Source organism: Undibacterium sp. Ji42W (genome assembly GCF_049340405.1).
Classification (GTDB): domain Bacteria; phylum Pseudomonadota; class Gammaproteobacteria; order Burkholderiales; family Burkholderiaceae_D; genus Undibacterium.
The window spans coordinates 64,080-85,773 of record NZ_JBMPOV010000004.1 but is presented as its reverse complement, the minus strand read 5'-3'; the positions used below and the strand labels follow the sequence as shown (position 1 = coordinate 85,773).

Here is a 21,694-nt window from a genome sequence, read left to right as displayed (position 1 = left end):
ATGAGTAAAACACTAGCCCTGACCGAACAGCTGATTGCGCTGGACTCGGTCACACCTGAAGATAAAGGCTGTCAAAACACTTTGATCGCCCTGCTGGAGCCTCTGGGGTTTCAGTGCGAAACCATACAATCCGGTGATGTGACCAATCTGTGGGCCAGACGTGGCCAGGCTCAGCCTTTGCTAGTGTTTGCTGGTCATACTGACGTTGTACCCACCGGCCCGGTGACACAATGGGAGTCTGCCCCATTTACACCGACTCACAGGGATGGCAAGTTATACGGTCGTGGCGCGGCCGATATGAAAACCTCAATCGCTGCGTTTGTCGTAGCGACAGAAGAATTCGTGGCTGCCCACCCAGATCATAAAGGCTCTATCGGCTTCCTCATTACCAGTGATGAAGAAGGCCCGGCTACGGACGGCACAGTTGTTGTCTGCGAAAGACTCAAGGCGCGTGGAGAACGGCTTGATTACTGCATCGTTGGTGAGCCAACATCCGTCGACAAGCTGGGCGACACCATCAAGAATGGCCGTCGCGGCACCATGTCGGGCAAACTGACTGTTAAAGGCGTGCAAGGCCATATAGCCTATCCACAACTGGCAAAAAACCCTATCCACCTGGCAGCACCTGCCATGGCAGAACTGGTTGCTGAAGTATGGGATGAAGGTAATGACTATTACTTGCCAACATCCTGGCAGATGTCGAATATCCATGCTGGCACCGGTGCCTCCAATGTCATACCTGGCGAAGCAGTTATCGACTTCAATTTCCGTTTTTCCACCGCCAGCACAGCCCAGGGCTTGCAACAGCGTATGCATGCCATACTCGATAAACATGGCCTGGAATATGAGTTGAAATGGACAATCGGTGGACATCCGTTCCTGACACCAAAAGGCAGCCTGAGTGATGCACTGGGCGATGCAATACGTGCTGAAACTGGCATAGAAACCGACCTCTCTACCACCGGTGGTACATCTGATGGCCGTTTCATCGCCAAGATCTGCCCACAAGTGGTGGAATTTGGCCCACCAAATGCCAGCATCCATAAAATTGACGAACACATAGAGCTGCAATACATAGACCCGCTCAAGAACATTTATCGCCGCACTCTGGAAAACCTGCTGACCTGATCAGCTTACCACTGGCCGATAAGGAAACAATATGACTACACCCGCTACTACCTTTCTGACCATGCGCGATCTTTTGCGCTATGCCGTCACCCGTTTCAATAAAGAGAAACTGTTCTTTGGCCATGGCAGTGCCAATGCATTGGATGAAGCCGCTTATTTGCTGCTACATACTTTGCACCTGCCGCTCGACAAGATAGAACCTTTCCTCGATGCCCATTTATTGCCATCAGAAATAGACGCCGTATTGCGCGTGATTGACAGGCGTGCAGTAGACCGCGTACCTGCTTCCTACATCACAAATGAAGCATGGCTCGGCACTTACAACTTCTATGTGGATGAACGCGTCATCGTGCCGCGTTCATTCATCGCCGAACTGATACCCGAACATTTTTCACCATGGGTGACAGACCCGGAAGCCATCACCAATATCCTCGAGCTGTGCACCGGTTCTGGCTGTCTGCCCATCATGCTGGCTGATATGTTCTCTGAAGCACATGTGGATGCAGTCGATATTTCCAAGGACGCGCTGGAAGTGGCAAAACGTAACGTGGCGACCTATGAATTGCAGGACCGCATTACCCTGATTGAGTCTGACCTGTACAGCAATGTGCCGGATAAAAAATATGATCTGATCATCACCAATCCACCCTATGTGAATTCTGGCTCCATGGCAAAACTGCCCAAGGAATACATGCACGAACCGCAAATCGCCCTGGCTGGTGGTAATGACGGTATGGACCTGGTACGCAAGATCGTCGCGGGCGCATCACGACGCTTGACCGAAGATGGCTTGCTGATGGTGGAAATTGGCAATGAACGTGCCTTTGCCGAAGCCGCTTTCCCAGAACTGAACCTGACCTGGCTGAGTACCAGTGCCGGTGACGACATGGTATTTTTGGTAGAGGCTGACCAACTGACAAATTTCACTGCATAAATTTATGTAACTCAGTGTAATAAGTACATTGAAGACGGGCAAAACCAGTTTTGCCCGTTTTTCCATTTTTTTGCATCAACAAAACAGCATTACCTATTAATTAAGTTTATATGATACGTCTTCAACAAGTCGTCCTGGCGCGCGGCATTAAACCATTATTTGACAGCGTCGATGTGACGCTCAATCCCGGCGACAAGATAGGCTTGATCGGATCCAATGGTGCAGGCAAATCCAGCCTGTTTGCCATGTTGCGTGGCGAATTGCATCCCGATCAGGGCAGCATCGATTTCCCTGCCAAATGGCAGCTTGCCCACGTTGCGCAGGAAACGCCGCCACTAGAACGCAGCGCCATTGATTACGCAATAGACGGTGACGTCGCCTTGCGCAAACTGGAAGCGCAACTGGCAGAGCTGGAAGCCCAGCCAGAGAGTCATGACAACGGCATTGCCATCGGCAATATGTATGGTGCACTGGCCGATGCCGATGCCTATACCGTGCGCCCGCGTGCAGAGCAATTGCTGCTGGGCCTGGGTTTCAAGATCAATGAACTGGAACAATCAGTCGCCAGTTTTTCTGGTGGCTGGCGTATGCGCTTGAATTTGGCGCAGGCGCTGATGTGCAAATCCGATTTGCTGTTGCTTGATGAACCAACCAATCACTTGGATCTGGATGCCATCATCTGGCTGGAAGACTGGCTCAAGCGCTACGAAGGTACGTTGATCATCATTTCCCATGATCGCGATTTTCTCGACGGTGTAGTGAATGTGATCGTCCACATTGATGAGCGCAAGCTCAAGCGCTATGGCGGCAACTATTCCGGCTTTGAACGCCAGCGTGCGGCACAACTGGAACTGGCGCAAGGCATGCTGGAGAAACAGACCCGCAAGCGCGCCCATCTGCAATCCTTTATTGACCGCTTCAAGGCCAAGGCATCCAAAGCCAAGCAGGCGCAAAGCCGTATCAAGGCTCTGGCGCGCATGGAGGAAATGGCACCTTTGCGGGCTGCTGCCGAGTTCTCTTTTGAATTCCGCGAGCCATTGAGCGCACCAAACCCTATGCTGGTGATGGAAGATGTTGATTGTGGCTACCGTGTAGAATCAGAAACTGATCATAGCTTCAGCGAGAAAAAAATCGTGGGAGATGTCAAGTTCACGCTGCAAATTGGCCAGCGTATTGGCTTGCTAGGTGTGAATGGCGCGGGTAAATCCACCCTGATCAAAACAATCGTTGGTGATATCGCTCCTTTAAATGGCGTCATGCAAACCGGCAAAGGCTTGTCCATCGGTTACTTTGCCCAGCATCAGGTTGAGATGCTGCGCCATGATGAATCGCCGCTGTGGCATCTGGCGCATATTGCCCCGGATGTGCGTGAGCAGGAATTGCGCAACTTCCTCGGCGGTTTCAACTTCCCTGGCACCATGGTGAGCAGCCCGATCAAGCCATTCTCAGGTGGTGAAAAAGCCCGCCTGGCACTGGCAATGATCGTCTGGCAGCGCCCCAACCTCTTGCTGCTCGATGAACCGACCAATCATCTGGATCTGGAAACCCGCGAGGCCCTGACTGATGCCCTGGCGCAGTTTGAAGGGACGCTGGTCGTCGTTTCACATGACAGGCATTTGCTGCGCGCCACGACGGACCAGTTCATCATCGTTGCCGATGGCAAGCTGCAACCTTTTGATGGCGACCTGGACGACTACAAAGACTGGCTGTTCAAGAATAAACTGGAAAAAGCTGCCCCTTCCCTGCCAGAAAAAACCAAGGCTCAGGAAACCGCTTTGCCATTGGCAAAACCTATCCCTGTTGCCAAGCCAGATGACAAGGAGCAGCGCAAACGCGACGCTGATGATCGCCTGCGCCTTGCTAATCTGCGCAAACCTATAGAAACACGCATCAAGCGTCTGGAAGAACAGATGGCCAAGTTGAATATCAAAAAGAAAGACTTAGATGCACAACTTGAAGACGGTGATATCTATAACGATGCCAACAAAGAAAAGCTGAAAGCCTTGTTACTTGATCAGGCTTACGTCGTCAAGGAACTCGGGCAGATAGAAGCTGACTGGCTGGAGCAGCAGGAGTTTCTGGAAGCAGTAGAATAAAGCAAAGGGGCGCATACAGCGTCCCTTGTTTTTTGATTCAAGAATTACACCCAGTCACATGGATCAACCTGATAATACGCCCGCAACTGCCCATACAAATCGGGATGGTAGTGCGCAAGATCACGGCTTTTCTTGAAGAATGCCTCAGTCACGACAGCAAAAAATTCTGCCGGATTGGTCGCACCGTAAGGATCAATGATAGTAGGAATATCGTTGGCTATTGCCTGATGTAGTTGGGCATACTCTCTTTCCATCAACGCAGACCATGCCTTATAAGCTGCTACTGACCTCAAGGCTGGCGCGCCATTGGTCGCTCCCGTTTCACTATCAAGCTGGTGAGCAAATTCATGGATGACAACATCCTGCCCCCGCGCTTCATTATCAGGATTATGCGCTGCCTGATCCCAGGCCAGAATGACACGGCCATCACTCCATGATTCGCCACTGAGCCCCTGATTGGTATGCGTCACGATGCCATCATGATTCATTTGTGTTCTGGGTGCCACAAATGCCGACGGATAAACCAGCACATGTGTGAGCTGCGGATACACATCCGATTCACGGTTCAGCAACAGCAAGCAAGCCTTGCCGGCGATCGTTACCCTGATTTCATCAGTGATAGTCAAACCACCACAACCAACAAAAGTTTTTTGATAGAGAAATTGACGTATACGCTTTTTCAATTGCATTTGCAGATCAGTAGGCATACGCGTGTAGCCTGGCAGGTTTTTTCGCAAAATTCTAGAATAATTCAGCGGAAAGGCCTGCGATAGAACATGTCGCAAACGCAGCTTGGGCAAGACAACAATGCCAAATACGAGTAAAACAATAATAATGAGTAGCCATTCCATATCAACAACCTAATCAGGATTGCGAATGTGATTTTCATCTAACATTCGTTTGTCAGATGCAAATGGGCGTGACGAAGTCAAACTCAATAGCAATTAATATATAAGCGCCTGGCTCTTGAAAATCAGCTTATCAGATCACATGGCATTAAATAATATGAGTAAGATAATTTCATGGGAACATGCGATGCATTGATTTTTTCCATCACAAGCTTGGGCCTTACTATGAAATACTGGGAAACTTTAAGCTCAAAATTACTAATCGACGATAAATGGTTAAAACTGACAGCAGATACCTGCCAACTCCCTGATGGACGAACAATCGAACCTTATTATGTGCTTCATGAAGCAGGCTGGGTACATGTTTTTGCCCAAGCCGATGATGGCAGTATATTGACGGTAAAACAGTTTCGTTATGCGGCAAAAGAGATTTGCATAGAATTACCCGGCGGAGTCATTGATGAAGGTGAGACACCTCTTATTGCCGCGCAAAGAGAACTATTGGAAGAAACAGGTTATAGCGCTATTCACTGGCAATCGGTAGGAGCCATGTATGCCAACCCGGCCCGTCAAACTAATACCATTCACTTGTTTTTTGCTACCGGGCTCAGTTTAATGGGGCAACAGCAACTAGATGTATCTGAAGATATAGAATTCAATTTTCTGTCAATTCGTGAAATACAGCAAAAAATTGAATCCAACGAGTTCTCTCAAGCGCTGCATATTGCCTCGTTTTACCGTGGGTTGCACGCATTAACCTTGAATACGAATAAATAATGAGAAGTAGTCTGAGAAAAAAGATCATAGAAGTATGCGATACCAAGATCGAACAAAAAGGCAGTAATGTTGGACTATCCTTTTACGCTTTCTTTGCCAATAAAAACGATGACCCGCACTTATTGATGGAAGCTGCTATCTGGTGGATTATGGAAAACAAGTTCGATCATTTTGAAAAAGCAGTCAAAATCAAAGAAATTGTTGAAGCACTGGAAGCAAGTTAAAGAAAATTCTGTCTCCTGCAGCAAAAGAAAAGCGCAGGCATAATGAAGAAATCAGATTGTTTCTTTCATTCAGGTATTTTTCAAAAACATGAGCGCCCTCTTCTCTCCAATCAAGCTTGGTTCGCTGAGTTTAAAAAACCGCATCATCATTGCACCCATGTGCCAGTACTCTGCGGAGGATGGCAAGGCGACTGATTGGCATCTCATTCATCTGGGTGGGCTTGCTTTGTCAGGTGCTGGGCTATTGATACTCGAAGCCACTGCCGTTGAAGCCATAGGCCGCATCTCTCCTGGCGACCTGGGTTTATGGTCAGATGAGACTGAAGCTGCGCTGGCTAACGTATTGGCATCGATACGTCAGCATTCTGCCATGCCTATTGCGATACAACTGGGGCATGCTGGACGTAAAGCTTCGAGCCAGGCTCCGTGGCATGGTGGTCAATTAATCTCACTTGAAGATGGTGGCTGGCAAATGGTAGCACCGTCTGCCGTACCTCATGCGCAAGCTGAGCGCGCACCATTGGCATTGGATGATGCTGGCATGCAACGCGTGAAACAGGCTTTTGTTGATGCTGCGGTACGCGCGCACCGCTTGGGTATTGATGCAATTGAGATACATGCAGCACATGGTTATTTGCTGCATCAATTTTTATCTCCCATTTCCAATCAGCGCACAGATCAATATGGTGGCTCGGTCGAAAACCGTTTACGGTTTCCCCTGGAAGTATTTGATGCTGTGCGGGCGGCAGTTCCCAAAGACAGCATGGCAGTTGGCCTGCGTCTGTCAGCGACAGACTGGGTGGAAGGTGGTCTGGATATCTCGCAAAGCAAACTCTTTGCCCAGAAATTGCAGGAGCGCGGCTGTGACTTTATCCACGTTTCCAGTGGTGGGGTTTCACCAGAACAAAAGATTCCCTTGGGCCCAGGCTATCAGGTTCATCTGGCAGAAGAAATCAAACAGCATTGCAGCATACCCGTCATTGCAGTCGGCCTGATCACGGATGCCCAGCAGGCAGAAGATATTATTACAGCAGGTAAAGCAGATGCCATCGCCATCGCCCGTGGCATTTTGTATGACCCACATTGGCCCTGGCATGCAGCAGCGCAATTGGGAGCTAAAGTAGATGCGCCAAAGCAGTATTGGCGCTCACAACCGCGCGATCAGAAAAACCTGTTTGGCGATACCCGGATAGGACAAAGATAGTCAACAAGCATGCGCTATGTGCCACATATCAAGACTGTGCAATCACAGCCTTGATTTTTTATCAGGCGGGCACTTGCTCATCTGCCCATTGATTGCGCATGGCATCGCTATCGATACGACGACCCAGCCAATTTTCAAAACCGAGGCCATCAAACTGCACGACGTTGCATTTTTCTACCGAGATCAGATGCGCTACCACAGACTGCTGCGGCCTCCACATGATCGATTCACGATATGGCAAGGTGCACCAGTCTTCAAAGCTGTCGTACCAGACAAGTGCTACTGGCTTTTTACTGACACCAGGCGGCATTTGCTGGTAGTAGGTTTTTATCGCTGCCTGCGTCTCTGCAATTGCTTTCTTGCGGCACACCATGAGGTAATTAATCATGGATATCACATCTTGCGGTATCCGTTGCGTACCTGCCTCCCAGCTACTCCAACTGCGTAACGTGACACCACCGATTAACTCAGCCGCTTCATGTTGGCTGAAATGTAGCAAACTGCGGATAGCCTTTAAAGTTACACCATTCATTTTTATCCCTTACTCAATTATCGTTATCTCTGAATGCCCTCAAAAATATCAGTTCAATTTTTTCAGAGCTTCTTTGACATAGCTGGCATTCGGACTATTTGGCGATAACTCCAGGAAGCTCGTGTATGCCTTTTTGGCTTTTTCATTGTCATTCAAAAGCGCCCTGGCATCTCCCAGATTCAAATAGGCAATTGAGCGGGAAGGATCAATCTGCAAAGTGTTTTCAAACCAGCGCGCTGCCTCTGCATATTTTTGCTGTTTGAAATAAACAAAGCCAAGGTTGTTTGCTGCCAGACCAAAGTCAGGCCTGTACTTTAAAGCCTCGGTAAATGCCGCTTCTGCCTGGGCATATTGCTTCTCTTTATATAATTGCAGTCCATGGTCATTGGCTCTTTGTGCCAGCTGCCTTGATGAACCATCCACCATTTTGGGTGCTGCGATTTTTTGCTCACCGCCAGTCAGGTTCTTAATGACAATAGGGGTATCACCGCCTGCTTTAGCTGCCCCATCCAGCTTACTGTTAAGCGCAATGGCATCAGCAGACAACTGATTGGTTTTTGCATTCAGGAATTCACCTTCCCCACGTATTTCAAAAACAAATTCTCCGCCTTCAGAGCCTGGCAAACTTCCAAATGCCGGGGTTTGTTGCGACACGCTTGATACCGCGGGCGCAATATAAGCGGCCAACTCTGTTGCAGTGATCATGCCATCGCCATTCATGTCGGCCTTGCCACTCAGGGCTTGCAGCAAAGTCCAGGTAAAGACAGAGTGCCCATTCGGCCCACCGTCAGCAACCAGTTGATCTGCACCTCCTGCAGTCAGCATTTGACGCCCTAGACGCTTGCCATTTTCACGCAGGAATGCACTGGTGCCACCACCGCGCGTCAACCCCAGCCCGCTATAACATGCATCCATGACAAACAAGATATGCTTGGCATTGAGGCTCTCGGCAATGTTCTGCAAATCTGTCATGGGGATGGCATCGACAGACAATTGCTCAGGGTCAGAATCAACGGGGATGATATAACCCAGGTTACGGCCAGAACTCAGCTTTCTGGTTGCACCATGGCCTGCAAAAAAGACGAAGACCCTGTCATCTCTTTTCAATTGACCATGTCCCAGTTTTTCATGGAACAAGGCCAGGATATTATTGCGGGTCGCATCTGCATTGGTCAGTGTCAATACCTTGTCACTGGCAAAGCCCATGCGGTTGATCAGGGTGTCACGGATGGCATTGGCATCTTGCACAGCATATTGCAGTTTGGGCCACTTAGCATAGTCGTTGATACCAATCACGATAGCCCAGCTATTTTGATAGTCGGTACTAATACTGACTTTTTCAGGTGTAGGTTTGCCGCCTTTGGCAATCTTGAAGTCCGTGCCATCCCATGATGCAAAACTATAACCGTCAGCAATCAGTTTATCCAACACCAACGGTAAGGCCTTTACTGTACGTTCATGGATATCATGGAAGAGGATAATACCGCGTTGCTCTTTTTCCAAAGTGCCAAGTACACGACCTGCAATCGAATTAGGTACTGGGTCAGCCCAGTCCAGGGAATCGATATTCCACATGACTGAGCGCAAGCCCAGCTTGTGCAGGATTTGCATACCCTCCTTGTTCTTTGCACCGTAAGGAAAACGGAACAGAGCTGATCTTGCAGGGTCTATCGCCTTCAGCAATTTATCTGTCTGCTCAATTTCTGCATTCAGATTATTGCCGCTTTGCTTGGACAACAAGGCATGACTGAAGCTATGGTTGGCCAGCACATGGCCTGCGCTCAGCAGTTTTTTGCTGGTTGCGGCATTTTTATTCAGTGATTCTTTGCCTTGCGCATCAACACTACCAACGTTCTTACCCACCTGGAAAAACACGCCTGGCACATTGTATTGTTTGAGTATCGCTGCAATTTCATCGGTATAGGTAGCATGTGGACCGTCGTCGAAGGTCAACACGACGGTTTTTGGCGGCAAGCCCTGACCAAAGATCTCCTTATCCTTTTCATCGGCGGCTTCCGGTTTTTCCGGGTAAGGCAGGATGAAGCCGTAATCCTTGAGGATTTGTTCGCGGTTATACAGCTTGCGCAGTTTGGCGATGTAGTCATCCCAGCGCTCACGCTTCAGTTCTATGGAACGGGATTCAAAACGCGAGAAAATTTCTTTGAGTTCTTTGTCGTATTCTTTTTCGATTTCACTGAGTGCAATCAAGTCGTCGGTGACGCGCTTGTGCAACTTGATAGCTGGCAGGGTCTGCTCTGTCGCTATCAGTGTTTGCATCTTGAGCAAAACTTCGCGGAATGCTAGACGGTCTGCATCATATAAATCTTCACCAGATTCTATATAGGTCAGGATAGTGTCAAAGCTGGCTTCGCGCTTGGCATTGCTGAGTGACTTCAATTTACTGAAAAAAGTGTCCAGATCATTAAGCCTGACCAGATTTTCATGGAACAAAGCCTGCCCTACCCGATTTGCCTCATTACGCTCTTTGGGATTAAGTTTTTTCTCATCGGCCAGCAAGATGATGATTTTGCGATAAGCAACCAACAAGCCATTCAAGTCTTCTGGCAATTTGGCAGGATCAAATGCATCTTTTTGCTCAAGCTGGGAGCTTACCGCTTTGCTCTCTGGAGACTGATTAGATTTTTGTACGACAAAATAAGAAGCGACAGCCACGCCAATAACGGCGATGGCAGACAAGATAAGTTTTTGAGGTTTCATCAGGAAAAATACAGGCTGGCAATTAACAAACAAGCGATATCATATTGCAAATGCCATACAGCATGGTTGCTTAATGTGCTGCTGCGGAAGGAACTGCAAAGTTTTTTGTAACTATTTCCCTAATTTCTCCAAGTTTTTAGCAGCTTCGCGGTATGTCAGGCCAGAGAAGCGACCCTGGTTTTCTTGCAAAAAGTCTCGTATGGCAGCAGGATCATGCCAGGCATAGTCACGCAAGGCCCAACCTATCGCTTTACGGATGAAAAACTCTTTTTCATCTGCTAGCGCCAGGGCATAGGCAAATAATCTGTTCACGTCGGTCTGTTCGCGCCAGCCTAACTGATGTAATAAGGCGATGCGCCTTACCCAAAAATCGGGATGCCCAAGCGCTTTGTCCATGCCAGCTTGCATATCCCGGCTCGCTATCAAATTTTGCCGCAATACGTCACCGACCACACTGGCGAGACCATCGACAGTATCCCACCAGGATTTTTGCTGCACTAATGCGAGCAAGGCTGGCACATCTTCCAAACGTAAGCGCCGGTAATGCTTGACCAGGATATCCACTGCCAGATACTGATATTCGCGCTGTTCACAGGCCCACAAGTCATTTGCGATCTGTAAAAGTTCATCCGCATCAGTCGTTTTCAATTGCCGGATAATATCTACACACGCCTTGCGTCTGTCAGGTGCGGGAATACCCAAAAATTCAAAACGGTTTTTCATATAGGTACGCATGGCCTGTGCGCGTACCGGGTCTGCAAGCGACGATAAGCTAAGCTGACATTGACTGATAATTTCCTTCATATCGATTGCTCCAAAAATTGTGAAGATGCCGCAAAAAACAAACAGTCTTAAAAGAATCAGGTGCGCTCAAATATTTTCAAGCACATATTCTTTTATGTTAAAGTCATTACGTTTTGTTCATTTTTTACTGCCGCATTTCGTCTGCATATCCCCCAATCATATCAAGCCAGCGCAGGAGTCGTCTCATGTTCGCAGCCATACCTGAAACACCGCAGCACGCCATCAAGAATCGTCCCCTCTCAGAATTCAACACCGATGCCGCAGCCGTGAGGGCAATTGCCCAGGCGACTGTCAGTGTCGAATTATTTACGATACCCTTGTACATGAATTCCATGTATTCGATCTTTGGCACGCATCAGATCAATTCCAAGGGTAATAATTATTACAAGGGACGCCAATGGCCAGGAATGGCGACCACAGCAAAAGCCGTTACCGCCAACGAGCGTGCCTTCAATATTATTTTCAGTGTTTTCATCCAGGAAATGCTGCACTTGCAGATGGCTGCCAATATCGCCACGGCTATTGGTGTTGACCCCAGCTTCACTGAAAAATCAGGTCTGCAAAACAGTGAGCGTGGCTGGATTTGCTACAGTCCAGATAAGCACACCATACCTTGCATTGTTGATCTCAGGGATACCAACAGCTACAAAGATGTCAGGGTCAATCTGGAATCATTGAATAAAAACCAGATTCAACTGTTTTTGGCAATCGAGCAGCCAGAAAAACAGGCACGCGAAGAATTGCGCCACAATGCCGATAAATATTTCCCTGATATACCACTGGCTAACTGGAATCCGAACAAGGGATTTGCTGACCTGCCTCTATTCGGCACTATAGGCTATATGTATGAATGCTATGCCAAATACATCAGCATGGAATATACGGACGGTCAGACGCTGTGGGAAAAACTGTTTGATAACAGTGCCGTACAAAAAGACATGTTCAATGTTCACAGTACGCCTAAAGATCCTAACGACAGTCATCCCGAAAAAGAATACCCGCAATTTGACACCTTGTTCGGCCCTGATGATCTTGACGGCGGCAAGGCTGGGTCGCAAAACAAAGCTATTGATATGATGTGCGCTATTACCGATCAGGGCGAAGGTAATTCCGCAGGGATCAAGCACTACCGTCGCACGCAATTGCTGCGTGCCGTTCAGCCCGATTATCGTGAATCTGACGAAGCCCTGAAGGTAGATTATCCCTCGTATGATGGCAATGGCAAATTAGACGAATCAAGAGATGCAGCAGCACGTTTCCATAGCGCGGCATTTGACCACTATGAACGCTTCGAAGATATCAGGAAAGACATGGAGCATTCTGGAGGAGGCACCTCTGATCACTTGTTTACTTGGGAACAATGGCACGCGGTTGCAGGCAATCACTGGACCGCCGCCATGCTGACCAATAAGGATTACGATGCAGCCTCAGCACCAAAAAATATCCCGACACCTGACGATGTTGCCGGGGCGCTGAACCGCCTGAAAAGCGAAGGCGAAAAAACCGTGCAGATGTTAAGTAGCGTATCTGCAGGTGCGATTTACGGCATCACTTCGGTACTGGATGAATACTGGACAAATAAGGACGCAGCTTTCCCCTATCCATCCATGGTCGGATCAGGTGACCGTATGTCGATTTGCTGGGCGATTACAGGTTGCTCACCGGACTTATCAGTCAGCGTTCCGCTACCAGACAAGAATATTTTGTACCACTCCTGTCAGGGTCTGGATTTCAACGCCAACAAGGTAACAGACTCAGAAGAAGCAAATAATCAATGCGCTGCAATTGCGGTTTATCACAGCTGCCGTGGCTCAAATAGTTGTGAGGCCCAGGGTGGCTGTGGCTTTGCCCAGATAGACATGGTTGTTAAACCTGAAAAAGAGCCGCTTCTGATCGCAACGCCAGACCGCGGCTCGCACGGCATTTGCGGCGCGCCGCCGGGTCCTCCACCTACCGGCACCTTATATAGCGCGCCAAGTGACAACCGCTGCAGAACGTTTGGCGGCTGTGCTGTGCCTATCTCTGCATCGCAACTGTTTCCCGCGAGTGGCACAATGACTTTATATACTTTTGATGACGCGCCGCCTCATGCAGAGCATCTATTGAACAAGAACATCAAATTCAAGCAAGGCGACAGTGTTTTTGACACAGCTTGGGCAGCCTATAGCACGGTGATGACAACGCGTCATAAAAATCCGGGTGAAATGCCCAAGCCAAATGATTTGCGCCTGGCTTTGCCACCATCAACCTGATGATTAAACATGCCTGAGCAGTATTCTATGTACACTTTGCAGCCACGTCTGGGCCTGCCCAACCTGGGCCTGGGTGTTGGTCTGCGCAACACGCACTTTGATCACATACTTGAACATGGTGCCGGAGTAGCCTGGTTTGAAGTGATTACAGAAAATTTCATTGATAACCATGGTTATGCACGTCATGTGCTGGAACGCATCGCGCAAACCTGTCCTATCGTCATGCATGGTGTTTCGTTATCCATAGGCAGTACAGATGCACTGGATTTCGACTATCTAAAAAAGCTCAGGCAACTGGCAGCGGAATTACAACCAGTTTGGGTATCAGATCATTTGTGCTGGACAGGTGCCGCAGCGATGAATACCCATGATCTGCTGCCACTACCATTGAATGAAGCCACGCTAGCGCATGTGGCTGAACGTGTACGCATAGTGCAGGATTTTCTGGAACGTCCATTGATTATAGAAAACCCAAGTACCTATGTAGAATTTGAACAGTCAAACATGGCAGAGGATGAATTTTTAAGTCGTTTAACTGAAAAAACCGGTTGCGGGCTACTGCTGGATGTCAATAATGTTTATGTGTCGGCCTACAATCACTGCTTTGATGCTGAGCGTTATATACGCAACCTGCCTGCGAACCGCATCGTGCAAATTCATCTGGCGGGGCCAAGTCATCATGGTGACTATATGATAGATACGCATGATCAGCCTGTGCCAACACCAGTCTGGCATTTATATGCACTGGCACAAACCTTGACGGGCGGTGTTTCTACACTGCTGGAATGGGATGCCAACATCCCGGCTTATCCTGACTTGCTGGCAGAACTGGATAAGGCACGCTTGGTCATGACTGGTCATTTTCCAGAGATGAAAATCAATGCTGCATCAGGTACAAGCATTTCTACGCCGCTGCATTTTCAACTGGAAGAACTCAGCACCTCATGAGTCAATCTGCGCCTGATCCATCGCTATCGCAATTGCAGCACTGGTTTTTAACGGTGATGACTGCGCCCGGTGGCCTGGCGAGAGGTTTGTCGCTGGCACAGGAACATCTGGGATTGGACGAGTTGGCCGTAATAAAAATCGCGTCAGGCAAGCAATCTCGCATGCATATTTATGCACATGGCTACATCCTGCGTTTGCAGGAATGCCTGCAAGCTGACTTCCCAGTTTTACATCGCTTGATGGGCGATGAGTTGTTTAATTTTTTTGCCCATAACTATATTTGGCGACATCCTTCCCGTGCGCCTTCTTTGTATGATTTAGGTGCTGGTTTTGCCAGATTCCTTCTGCAGAGTCAACCCAAAAATACAGATGGAGTAAAGACTGGGGAAGCAGACCTGCTATTGCAGTTTCCGGTCGAGATAGCAAACATGGAACGGGCATTTACCGAGGTAATACGGGCACCTGGACTGGAGAATAACCGTAACATCAAAATCCACAATGCGCTTGACCTGCTGATGGGTTCAAATGCAGACATCCATATCCCGGCCTGCGTACGCCTGCTAAAAACCAGCTTTCCTTTACTGAAGTATTGGGAGCAGGCCAAACATGCGCCTGCCGACCAGGATTTACCAGTCCCGCCAGAACCAGAAACCAGTTACCTCGCATTTACCCGCCAGAATTACCGCGTGCAACTGATCCCCCTGCTTGCATGGCAATATCATTTTTTACAGGCTGCTTGCACCAATCCAGATATACATGAGTGCGCAGTCAAGTCATCACAAGAAACCGGTTTGGATATTAAAGCACTGCTGGCAGATATTTGTCTGTGGCAGCCACAGGCCCAAACGCTTGGCCTGCTGACGACAGAAGAAGTGGCTTTGACCTGATAAAAGCCACTTCTGAAATGCAAATTTAACCGGCATTAATAATTGTGGTCCTGCCCTCCCCTTTATTCAATAAGTCTTTTGCAGCGAGTGCCAGGAAAGCATCGACGGCTGAACTGCTACCACTCCCACCAGTCTGTATGCTTGGCACCATGGCGATATGGCCTTTTTCTATCGCTTCAGCAAAGCGCAGCAAAACTGTTTGCTGGAATTGCAGTTCTGGACCACCATACGCTTCTACGTTTAACTCCGTCGCTTTCGCCTGCGCCTCACCTATCTGCTGGATTTGGTAAGCCTCGGCATTGGCCAGGGTACGTTTGGCATCTGCCGCGCCAGAAGCAACCTGGCGCGCTTCTTCTGCTGCCTTGATGGCTTTTTGCACAGCGGCACTACCGTGATTTTCTGCAATCTTGACAGCCAGTTCTGATTCGGTGATAGAGGTCTGCTGTTTTGCGCGAGCTTCTGCTTCGCGCAAGATACGTTCTTGTACTGCCGCGGTTTCCTTGGTTTTATAAGTTTCCAGTTGCTCTCTCGATACCTGGCGTTCGCGCAATTGTTTCAGAATAACTTCAATCTGGGTGTCACCATTCTTGGCGCGCGGTGTGCCTATCAAAACCTCATTGAGGGTCAAGTTATAGCCTTCAAAATTCTTGCGCATTTCTGCTTTGGCACGCTCTTGTATGTCTGAGCGTTCTTGCAGTAATTCGATCAGTGTCTTGCCCTGGCCTATGTTCTTAAAATATGCCGCTACCATCGGGTCCAGTGTTTGCTCTACCAGCTTCTGGATATCGCCAAATCTTTGTATGACCAGCGGTGCCATTTTATAGTCGATATTGACTACAACGGACAAAGGCAAGTCAGGCTCGAACGCATCTTTGGTAATCAATGACACTTCGCTCAGATGTTTGTCCAATTCATGCGAACCAACCTGGCCAGACTGCCATTTCAAGATGAAGTTGGTTGTTGGGACATCGATGACACGTTTGGCATAGGGATTCAGCGCATATTTGCCGGGCAACAGTGGAGATACCTGTACACCTTTTTCATCACTGCTGACCAGTTCACCGTGGCGATATGCGTCGCCAGTCACATCGTTACCTGCCTTACCGGTGTAAGACACGACGACACCGACATAGCCAACCGGCACTACGCGTTTTTCTACTATTTCATAACTGGCGAAACGTGCGTTCAGATAATAGGTGCCTTCCACCAATACCTGCAACTGACGGCCTTTGTAGCCACCAGCTTCGATAAACACTTCAGGATTTTGGAAGTCATGATGATAGTTGCGACCTTCATGCGGATCAGCTCCCACCACTGGGGCAACGATAGTACCCTCGGGCAAAGACTGTCCTTCATGCGTGGTGATGACCGCCAGTTTATCGTCGCGTATCACCAAGGGCAGGAAACCATTACGTGTACGCAGTTCATCCAGCATTTCTGCCAGTTGGCCAACGACGATGCCATCGTTACTGATATTCCCGTCACCAGGCAGAGGCAAGGCATAGACACGCTCAGCAGTCAGCACCACAAATTGTGCCAGGTTGATCGCGTAAGTACCTTCACGCAGTATCTTGCGTTGCAAACCTTTTTGACCAGCATTGGTCAGGAAGCTGCGGACATCGGTAAAGTCATTTGCCTCCTTATTGCAAGCCAGATTTTGTGTAGGAGCCATGGCTTGCCCATCGCGGGCAAATACATAAGCCAGAGTGCCTTGCTGTATCGTCACCAGATCATGTCTGTGTATGGAATATTGAAACGGGAAGAACATATGGAAACCGCCACGCAACACTTCAGGCTGGAAACCAGCCTCGCCATTCAGTGCAATAAACCCATGCTGGACAGAACCACTGGCCGACCATTTCTTTTCAACGATACCGATTTTTTCATTCGAGATATATACGAGCACATTACTGCTATACAACAGCAAAATAAGAACAACAACGATGGTTGCCAAAATAATTTCAAACATACTTAGCCTCTTCTTTTTAAAAATTCCGGTTTGTTCCGGACATGCAGCAGCGCTACTGGCATCTGGTAGATGCCAGCAGTACAACGGGGATTTGTGTAGGTAGTGTTACGATAATGAGGAGCCTGTCACGCCCCTCATTGGATCAGACGGGTCGTCGTGGCGACTCGATGACGGTAGGTTTTTGAGATTTGACAACTTGCATGGCAGTGGCGATCAAGCCACTCATATCACCCAGATTGGCCGGGATGATAATCGAGTTATTAGTTTTGGCCAGATTGGCAAATGCTGCGACATATTGCTCAGCGACTTTCAGGTTCGCTGCATCAGAACCACCTGGTGATTGTATTGCTATGGCAGTCTTGCGTATCGCTTCTGCGCTGGCTTCCGCAATCGAAAGAATAGCGGCAGCCTGACCTTGTGCGCGGTTGATCGATGCCTGTTTTTCACCTTCAGATTTGGCAATCGACGCTTCACGCTCACCTGTCGCGATATTGATCTGCTCTTGCTTGCGGCCCTCTGATGCGGCGATCAGGGCACGTTTTTCACGTTCTGCCGTAATTTGCGCCTGCATCGCATGCAAAATTTCTTTTGGTGGCGTTAAATCCTTGATCTCGTAGCGCAAGACCTTGACACCCCAGTTGGCAGCAGACTCATCAATTGCATTCACGATCGTGGTATTGATGTGATCACGTTCTTCAAAAGTCTTGTCGAGCTCCATCTTGCCGATGACTGAACGCAAGGTAGTTTGCGCCAATTGAGTAATCGCCGCAATATAGTTTGAAGAACCATATGAGGCGCGCATGGCGTCCGTGATCTGAAAATACAATATGCCGTCCACTTGCAACTGCGTATTGTCCCTGGTGATACAAACCTGTGGAGGTACATCCAGCGGGATTTCTTTCAGTATGTGTTTATAAGCGATGCGATCAACAAAAGGCACCACGATATTCAAGCCTGGCCCCAGTGTGGCATGATATTTACCCAGACGTTCCACTACCCAGGCATGCTGTTGTGGTACGACATTGATGGTCTTGAAAACGAATACCATTGCCAACACTAATAAAACCAGAGCGACGCCACCTATATTTTCCATATCCTTACCTTTATTGTTATGTAGACTGTCTTATATTGATCTATATTGATTTTTGTACTGCTATGAAGGTTTCACTATCAAACGGCTACCTTGTATTTCTTCAATCACATAAGCACCGGGATAGCCTGCCGAGTGCTGTAATTCAACATCCCACATGGCACCGCGATACATGGTTCTCGCGGCAAACTTGCCATTACCTAATTCCTTCCATTCATTGACTTGCAAGGTTTGACCGATATCCATATTCACATTCGGGTCACGGGCCGCATTGGCATTTTCTTTCCAGCCATATTTGCTCTTGTGCAAGGCTGCAGTCGCGAGTGCGCCAACAACAGCCGCTACGATCATTTGACTTTCTGTGCCCAATTGAAAAACAGCAGCTACAGCCCCTGCAACCAGACCAATTGAAATCATTAACAAGTAAAACGTACCCGTGAACAATTCAGATATCACGACTATGCCCGCCAGTATCATCCACATCATCCATCCGTTCATATTCTTATTCTCCTTATCAATTTTTGTATTTATAAATTCTGCTACTTTTGCATTTTCCACGACTGGCTTATATTTTTCATCGGTAATCGCCGTAGAAATTTACCCACAAAAAAGCCCCCGTTACCTAGCGTGGTAACGAGGGCTTTTCCAGGAATTTTGTTGAAGTATTGATTTTCTTTTTCTTTAATTTCGACAACAGTAGTCTAGTCTTAATTTAAAAATATACAAGGGCCTCGATTGACCTATGTTGCGGCGCACCAACAAGAAAAAACGGGAATTCTTTTGCAAGACATTCCCGTTTTTACTTCAAGACCAGAACTATTTATTTTCCAACTGCAGCCAGTTTCTGCCAGGTATCAATCACAGAATCAGGATTCAGGGAAATTGATTCTATCCCTTCTTTCATCAGCCATTCAGCAAAGTCAGGATGATCTGATGGGCCCTGACCACAGATACCAACATACTTGTCGAGTTTGCGGCAAGCAGCGATAGCGCGTGACAGCAAGGCGCGCACTGCAGGGTCGCGCTCATCAAAATCTGCTGCCAGCAATTCCATGCCGGAATCGCGATCCAGGCCCAGCGTCAACTGCGTCAAGTCATTGGAGCCAATAGAGAAGCCATCAAAGAATTGCAAGAATTCTTCCGCCAGAATTGCATTCGATGGTACTTCGCACATCATGATCAAACGCAAGCCATTTTCCCCGCGCTTGAGACCATTTTTTGCTAGCAGGTTGACGACTTTTTCAGCCTGACCCAGAGTACGCACGAAAGGCACCATGATTTCTACATTGGTCAGGCCCATCTCATTGCGTACACGTTTCATTGCCTGGCATTCCATTTCGAATGACTCGGCAAAATCCGGTGCCAGATAACGGGCAGCGCCACGGAAACCCAGCATAGGATTCTCTTCATCCGGCTCGTAGCGTGATCCACCTATGAGTTTCTTGTATTCATTCGATTTGAAGTCAGACAAGCGAACGATGACTTTCTTGGGCCAGAATGCAGCAGCAATGGTGGCGATACCCTCTGCCAGTTTGTCGACATAGAAGGCTCTTGGGGAGGCATGTCCACGGGCCACAGACTCGACCGCTTTTTTCAAGTCAGCATCAATATTCGGATATTCCAGTATCGCTTTTGGATGTACGCCGATGTTATTGTTGATGATGAATTCCAGACGTGCCAGGCCCACACCTTCATTCGGTACAGACTGGAAGTCAAATGCCAGTTGAGGATTGCCGACATTGAGCATGATCTTCAAAGGCAACTTGGGCAACTCACCCCGCAATTCTTCAGTGATTTCAGTTTCCAGCAAACCATCGTAAATCTTGCCTTCATCACCTTCGGCACAAGAGACTGTGACCAGAGTGCCGTCTTTCAGTACATCAGTCGCATCTTCACAACCAACGACAGCAGGCACGCCCAGTTCCCGGGCGATGATCGCTGCGTGGCAGGTACGGCCACCGCGGTTGGTGACAATCGCGGCGGCGCGCTTCATGACAGGTTCCCAGTTAGGATCTGTCATGTCGGCAACCAGTACATCGCCAGGTTGCACTCTTTCCATCTCGGATGGGTCATGAATAACGCGCACGCGGCCTGCACCAATTTTTTGACCAATCGCACGGCCAGAAGCTAATACCGTGCCACTGCCCTTCAGTTTGAAGCGCTGTTGCGCATCAGTAGGTTTTTGTTGCGACTTAACGGTCTCTGGACGAGCTTGCAGGATGTACAGTTTGCCGTCACGACCATCCTTGCCCCATTCGATATCCATAGGACGGCCATAGTGCTTCTCGATGATGGTCGCATATTTGGCCAGCTCTACCACTTCAGTGTCATTCAATGAATAGCGGTTACGCAATTCAACTGGCACATCCACAGTTTTTACCGAACGGCCAGCCTTGGCTTCGCCAGTAAATTCCATCTTGATGAGCTTGGAACCGATATTGCGACGGATAACTGGCAATTTGCCCAATTCCAGCATAGGTTTGTGGACATAGAATTCGTCGGGGTTGACTGCGCCCTGTACCACTGTCTCGCCCAGACCATAGCTGGACGTGATGAAGACCACGTCTTTGAAACCGGATTCTGTATCTATCGTGAACATGACGCCAGCGGCACCCAGGTCAGAACGTACCATGCGCTGCACGCCGGCGGACAAGGCGACTTCAGCATGGGTAAAACCTTTATGGACACGGTAAGAAATCGCTCTGTCGTTATACAGCGAGGCAAATACATGCTTCATTGCCTCCAGAATGTTGTCAATTCCAACAACATTCAAGAAAGTTTCTTGCTGACCTGCGAAAGACGCATCAGGCAAATCTTCTGCCGTAGCAGAAGAACGTACTGCGAATGACATTTCAGCCGTAGAGTCAGATACCAGCTTGTTGTAGAACTCTTCTATCTCTGTCAGCAAGCGTGGCTGAAATGGCGTGTCGATGATCCATTGGCGGATATCGGCACCGGCTCTTGCCAGTTCCTTGACATCGTCGATATCAAGGCCCTCAAGGCGGTCGGCAATGCGTTTTTCCAGTGGCAAACCGCCATCAATACTATGCGTCAGGAAATCGCGAAAAGCTTGTGCCGTGGTGGCAAAACCACCAGGAACCCGCACACCGGCAGTTGCCAGTTGGCTGATCATTTCGCCTAAAGAAGCATTTTTTCCGCCGACGGATTCAACATCCGTCATGCGTAAATGCTCAAACGAGGCAACATAAGTTGCTTCAGTAATTGCTGCGTTGGACATAACAACCTCTTTTTGATGGTAAGAAATCTTTGCTGTTCCATGCTA

General features: G+C 48.5%; 17 protein-coding genes. 9 read left to right on the top strand and 8 right to left on the bottom strand.

All coding sequences use genetic code 11. The features are described 5' to 3' along the window. The 3 genes from dapE to ACO0LG_RS09715 all read left to right on the top strand — a co-directional run bounded on the left by dapE (position 1) and on the right by ACO0LG_RS09715 (position 4,158). The gene (dapE, locus tag ACO0LG_RS09725) at positions 1-1,128 is read left to right on the top strand and encodes a succinyl-diaminopimelate desuccinylase (RefSeq protein WP_423025749.1); all 1,128 of its coding nucleotides are present in this window, start codon (positions 1-3) and stop codon (positions 1,126-1,128) included. 31 nt (positions 1,129-1,159) lie between these two features. Continuing rightward, complete coding sequence (prmB, locus tag ACO0LG_RS09720) at positions 1,160-2,062, top strand: 50S ribosomal protein L3 N(5)-glutamine methyltransferase (protein ID WP_423025747.1); 903 nt, start codon at positions 1,160-1,162, stop codon at positions 2,060-2,062. Positions 2,063-2,172: 110 nt separating this feature from the next. Further along, positions 2,173-4,158, top strand: a complete 1,986-nt coding sequence (locus ACO0LG_RS09715; protein ID WP_423025745.1) for an ATP-binding cassette domain-containing protein — start codon at positions 2,173-2,175, stop codon at positions 4,156-4,158. Between the two features lie 44 nt (positions 4,159-4,202). Here ACO0LG_RS09715 and ACO0LG_RS09710 read toward each other — a convergent pair whose 3' ends face one another. Continuing rightward, the gene (locus ACO0LG_RS09710) at positions 4,203-5,009 is read right to left on the bottom strand and encodes a zinc-dependent peptidase (protein ID WP_423025743.1); all 807 of its coding nucleotides are present in this window, start codon (positions 5,007-5,009) and stop codon (positions 4,203-4,205) included. Positions 5,010-5,231: 222 nt separating this feature from the next. Between ACO0LG_RS09710 and ACO0LG_RS09705 the strand changes: the two genes are divergently transcribed. The 3 genes from ACO0LG_RS09705 to ACO0LG_RS09695 all read left to right on the top strand — a co-directional run bounded on the left by ACO0LG_RS09705 (position 5,232) and on the right by ACO0LG_RS09695 (position 7,211). Continuing rightward, complete coding sequence (locus ACO0LG_RS09705; protein WP_423025741.1) at positions 5,232-5,783, top strand: NUDIX hydrolase; 552 nt, start codon at positions 5,232-5,234, stop codon at positions 5,781-5,783. Beyond that, entirely contained in the window at positions 5,783-6,007 is a 225-nt protein-coding gene (locus tag ACO0LG_RS09700; RefSeq protein ID WP_423025739.1) for a DUF6500 family protein, read from the top strand. The genes ACO0LG_RS09705 and ACO0LG_RS09700 overlap by 1 nt, the downstream gene beginning before the upstream one ends. Positions 6,008-6,095: 88 nt before the next feature. Further along, entirely contained in the window at positions 6,096-7,211 is a 1,116-nt protein-coding gene (locus tag ACO0LG_RS09695; RefSeq protein ID WP_423025737.1) for an NADH:flavin oxidoreductase/NADH oxidase, read from the top strand. Between the two features lie 61 nt (positions 7,212-7,272). Here the strand turns inward: ACO0LG_RS09695 and ACO0LG_RS09690 are convergent, their stop codons facing one another. The 3 genes from ACO0LG_RS09690 to ACO0LG_RS09680 all read right to left on the bottom strand — a co-directional run bounded on the left by ACO0LG_RS09690 (position 7,273) and on the right by ACO0LG_RS09680 (position 11,265). Then, positions 7,273-7,743 (bottom strand): DUF1870 family protein, encoded by a 471-nt coding sequence (locus tag ACO0LG_RS09690; protein ID WP_423025735.1) that lies wholly within the window; start codon positions 7,741-7,743, stop codon positions 7,273-7,275. A gap of 48 nt (positions 7,744-7,791) precedes the next feature. Further along, positions 7,792-10,461, bottom strand: coding sequence for a polysaccharide deacetylase family protein (locus ACO0LG_RS09685; RefSeq protein WP_423025733.1), 2,670 nt, complete (start codon positions 10,459-10,461; stop codon positions 7,792-7,794). A gap of 111 nt (positions 10,462-10,572) precedes the next feature. Continuing rightward, positions 10,573-11,265 carry a DNA alkylation repair protein gene (locus ACO0LG_RS09680; protein ID WP_423025731.1) on the bottom strand — a complete coding sequence of 231 codons (693 nt, stop codon included), beginning with the start codon at positions 11,263-11,265 and terminating at the stop codon, positions 10,573-10,575. A 185-nt stretch (positions 11,266-11,450) separates the two neighbouring features. Between ACO0LG_RS09680 and ACO0LG_RS09675 the strand changes: the two genes are divergently transcribed. From ACO0LG_RS09675 to ACO0LG_RS09665, 3 genes are read left to right on the top strand one after another with little or no spacing between them, the layout of a single operon-like run. Continuing rightward, positions 11,451-13,517, top strand: a complete 2,067-nt coding sequence (locus tag ACO0LG_RS09675) for a ferritin-like domain-containing protein (protein WP_423025729.1) — start codon at positions 11,451-11,453, stop codon at positions 13,515-13,517. Between the two features lie 27 nt (positions 13,518-13,544). Continuing rightward, on the top strand, positions 13,545-14,465 hold the full coding sequence (locus tag ACO0LG_RS09670; protein WP_423025727.1) for a DUF692 domain-containing protein: 921 nt from the start codon (positions 13,545-13,547) through the stop codon (positions 14,463-14,465). Then, the gene (locus tag ACO0LG_RS09665) at positions 14,462-15,352 is read left to right on the top strand and encodes a DNA-binding domain-containing protein (protein ID WP_423025725.1); all 891 of its coding nucleotides are present in this window, start codon (positions 14,462-14,464) and stop codon (positions 15,350-15,352) included. The genes ACO0LG_RS09670 and ACO0LG_RS09665 overlap by 4 nt, the downstream gene beginning before the upstream one ends. Positions 15,353-15,377: 25 nt before the next feature. On the opposite strand, the gene ACO0LG_RS09660 is transcribed toward ACO0LG_RS09665, so the two are convergent. The 4 genes from ACO0LG_RS09660 to ppsA all read right to left on the bottom strand — a co-directional run bounded on the left by ACO0LG_RS09660 (position 15,378) and on the right by ppsA (position 21,649). Beyond that, positions 15,378-17,321, bottom strand: coding sequence for an SPFH domain-containing protein (locus ACO0LG_RS09660; protein WP_423025723.1), 1,944 nt, complete (start codon positions 17,319-17,321; stop codon positions 15,378-15,380). Positions 17,322-17,463: 142 nt separating this feature from the next. Then, positions 17,464-18,414, bottom strand: coding sequence for an SPFH domain-containing protein (locus ACO0LG_RS09655; protein ID WP_423025721.1), 951 nt, complete (start codon positions 18,412-18,414; stop codon positions 17,464-17,466). A 60-nt stretch (positions 18,415-18,474) separates the two neighbouring features. Beyond that, complete coding sequence (locus tag ACO0LG_RS09650) at positions 18,475-18,969, bottom strand: NfeD family protein (protein ID WP_423025719.1); 495 nt, start codon at positions 18,967-18,969, stop codon at positions 18,475-18,477. 262 nt (positions 18,970-19,231) lie between these two features. Continuing rightward, positions 19,232-21,649, bottom strand: a complete 2,418-nt coding sequence (ppsA, locus tag ACO0LG_RS09645; protein ID WP_423025717.1) for a phosphoenolpyruvate synthase — start codon at positions 21,647-21,649, stop codon at positions 19,232-19,234. Positions 21,650-21,694 lie beyond the last annotated feature (45 nt).

Coding starts and splice junctions, on each gene's coding strand:
- dapE (WP_423025749.1), top strand. CDS start 1: ATGAGTAAAACACTAGCCCTGACCGAACAGCTGATTGCGCTGGACTCG.
- prmB (WP_423025747.1), top strand. CDS start 1,160: ATGACTACACCCGCTACTACCTTTCTGACCATGCGCGATCTTTTGCGC.
- ACO0LG_RS09715 (WP_423025745.1), top strand. CDS start 2,173: ATGATACGTCTTCAACAAGTCGTCCTGGCGCGCGGCATTAAACCATTA.
- ACO0LG_RS09710 (WP_423025743.1), bottom strand. CDS start 5,009: ATGGAATGGCTACTCATTATTATTGTTTTACTCGTATTTGGCATTGTT.
- ACO0LG_RS09705 (WP_423025741.1), top strand. CDS start 5,232: ATGAAATACTGGGAAACTTTAAGCTCAAAATTACTAATCGACGATAAA.
- ACO0LG_RS09700 (WP_423025739.1), top strand. CDS start 5,783: ATGAGAAGTAGTCTGAGAAAAAAGATCATAGAAGTATGCGATACCAAG.
- ACO0LG_RS09695 (WP_423025737.1), top strand. CDS start 6,096: ATGAGCGCCCTCTTCTCTCCAATCAAGCTTGGTTCGCTGAGTTTAAAA.
- ACO0LG_RS09690 (WP_423025735.1), bottom strand. CDS start 7,743: ATGAATGGTGTAACTTTAAAGGCTATCCGCAGTTTGCTACATTTCAGC.
- ACO0LG_RS09685 (WP_423025733.1), bottom strand. CDS start 10,461: ATGAAACCTCAAAAACTTATCTTGTCTGCCATCGCCGTTATTGGCGTG.
- ACO0LG_RS09680 (WP_423025731.1), bottom strand. CDS start 11,265: ATGAAGGAAATTATCAGTCAATGTCAGCTTAGCTTATCGTCGCTTGCA.
- ACO0LG_RS09675 (WP_423025729.1), top strand. CDS start 11,451: ATGTTCGCAGCCATACCTGAAACACCGCAGCACGCCATCAAGAATCGT.
- ACO0LG_RS09670 (WP_423025727.1), top strand. CDS start 13,545: ATGTACACTTTGCAGCCACGTCTGGGCCTGCCCAACCTGGGCCTGGGT.
- ACO0LG_RS09665 (WP_423025725.1), top strand. CDS start 14,462: ATGAGTCAATCTGCGCCTGATCCATCGCTATCGCAATTGCAGCACTGG.
- ACO0LG_RS09660 (WP_423025723.1), bottom strand. CDS start 17,321: ATGTTTGAAATTATTTTGGCAACCATCGTTGTTGTTCTTATTTTGCTG.
- ACO0LG_RS09655 (WP_423025721.1), bottom strand. CDS start 18,414: ATGGAAAATATAGGTGGCGTCGCTCTGGTTTTATTAGTGTTGGCAATG.
- ppsA (WP_423025717.1), bottom strand. CDS start 21,649: ATGTCCAACGCAGCAATTACTGAAGCAACTTATGTTGCCTCGTTTGAG.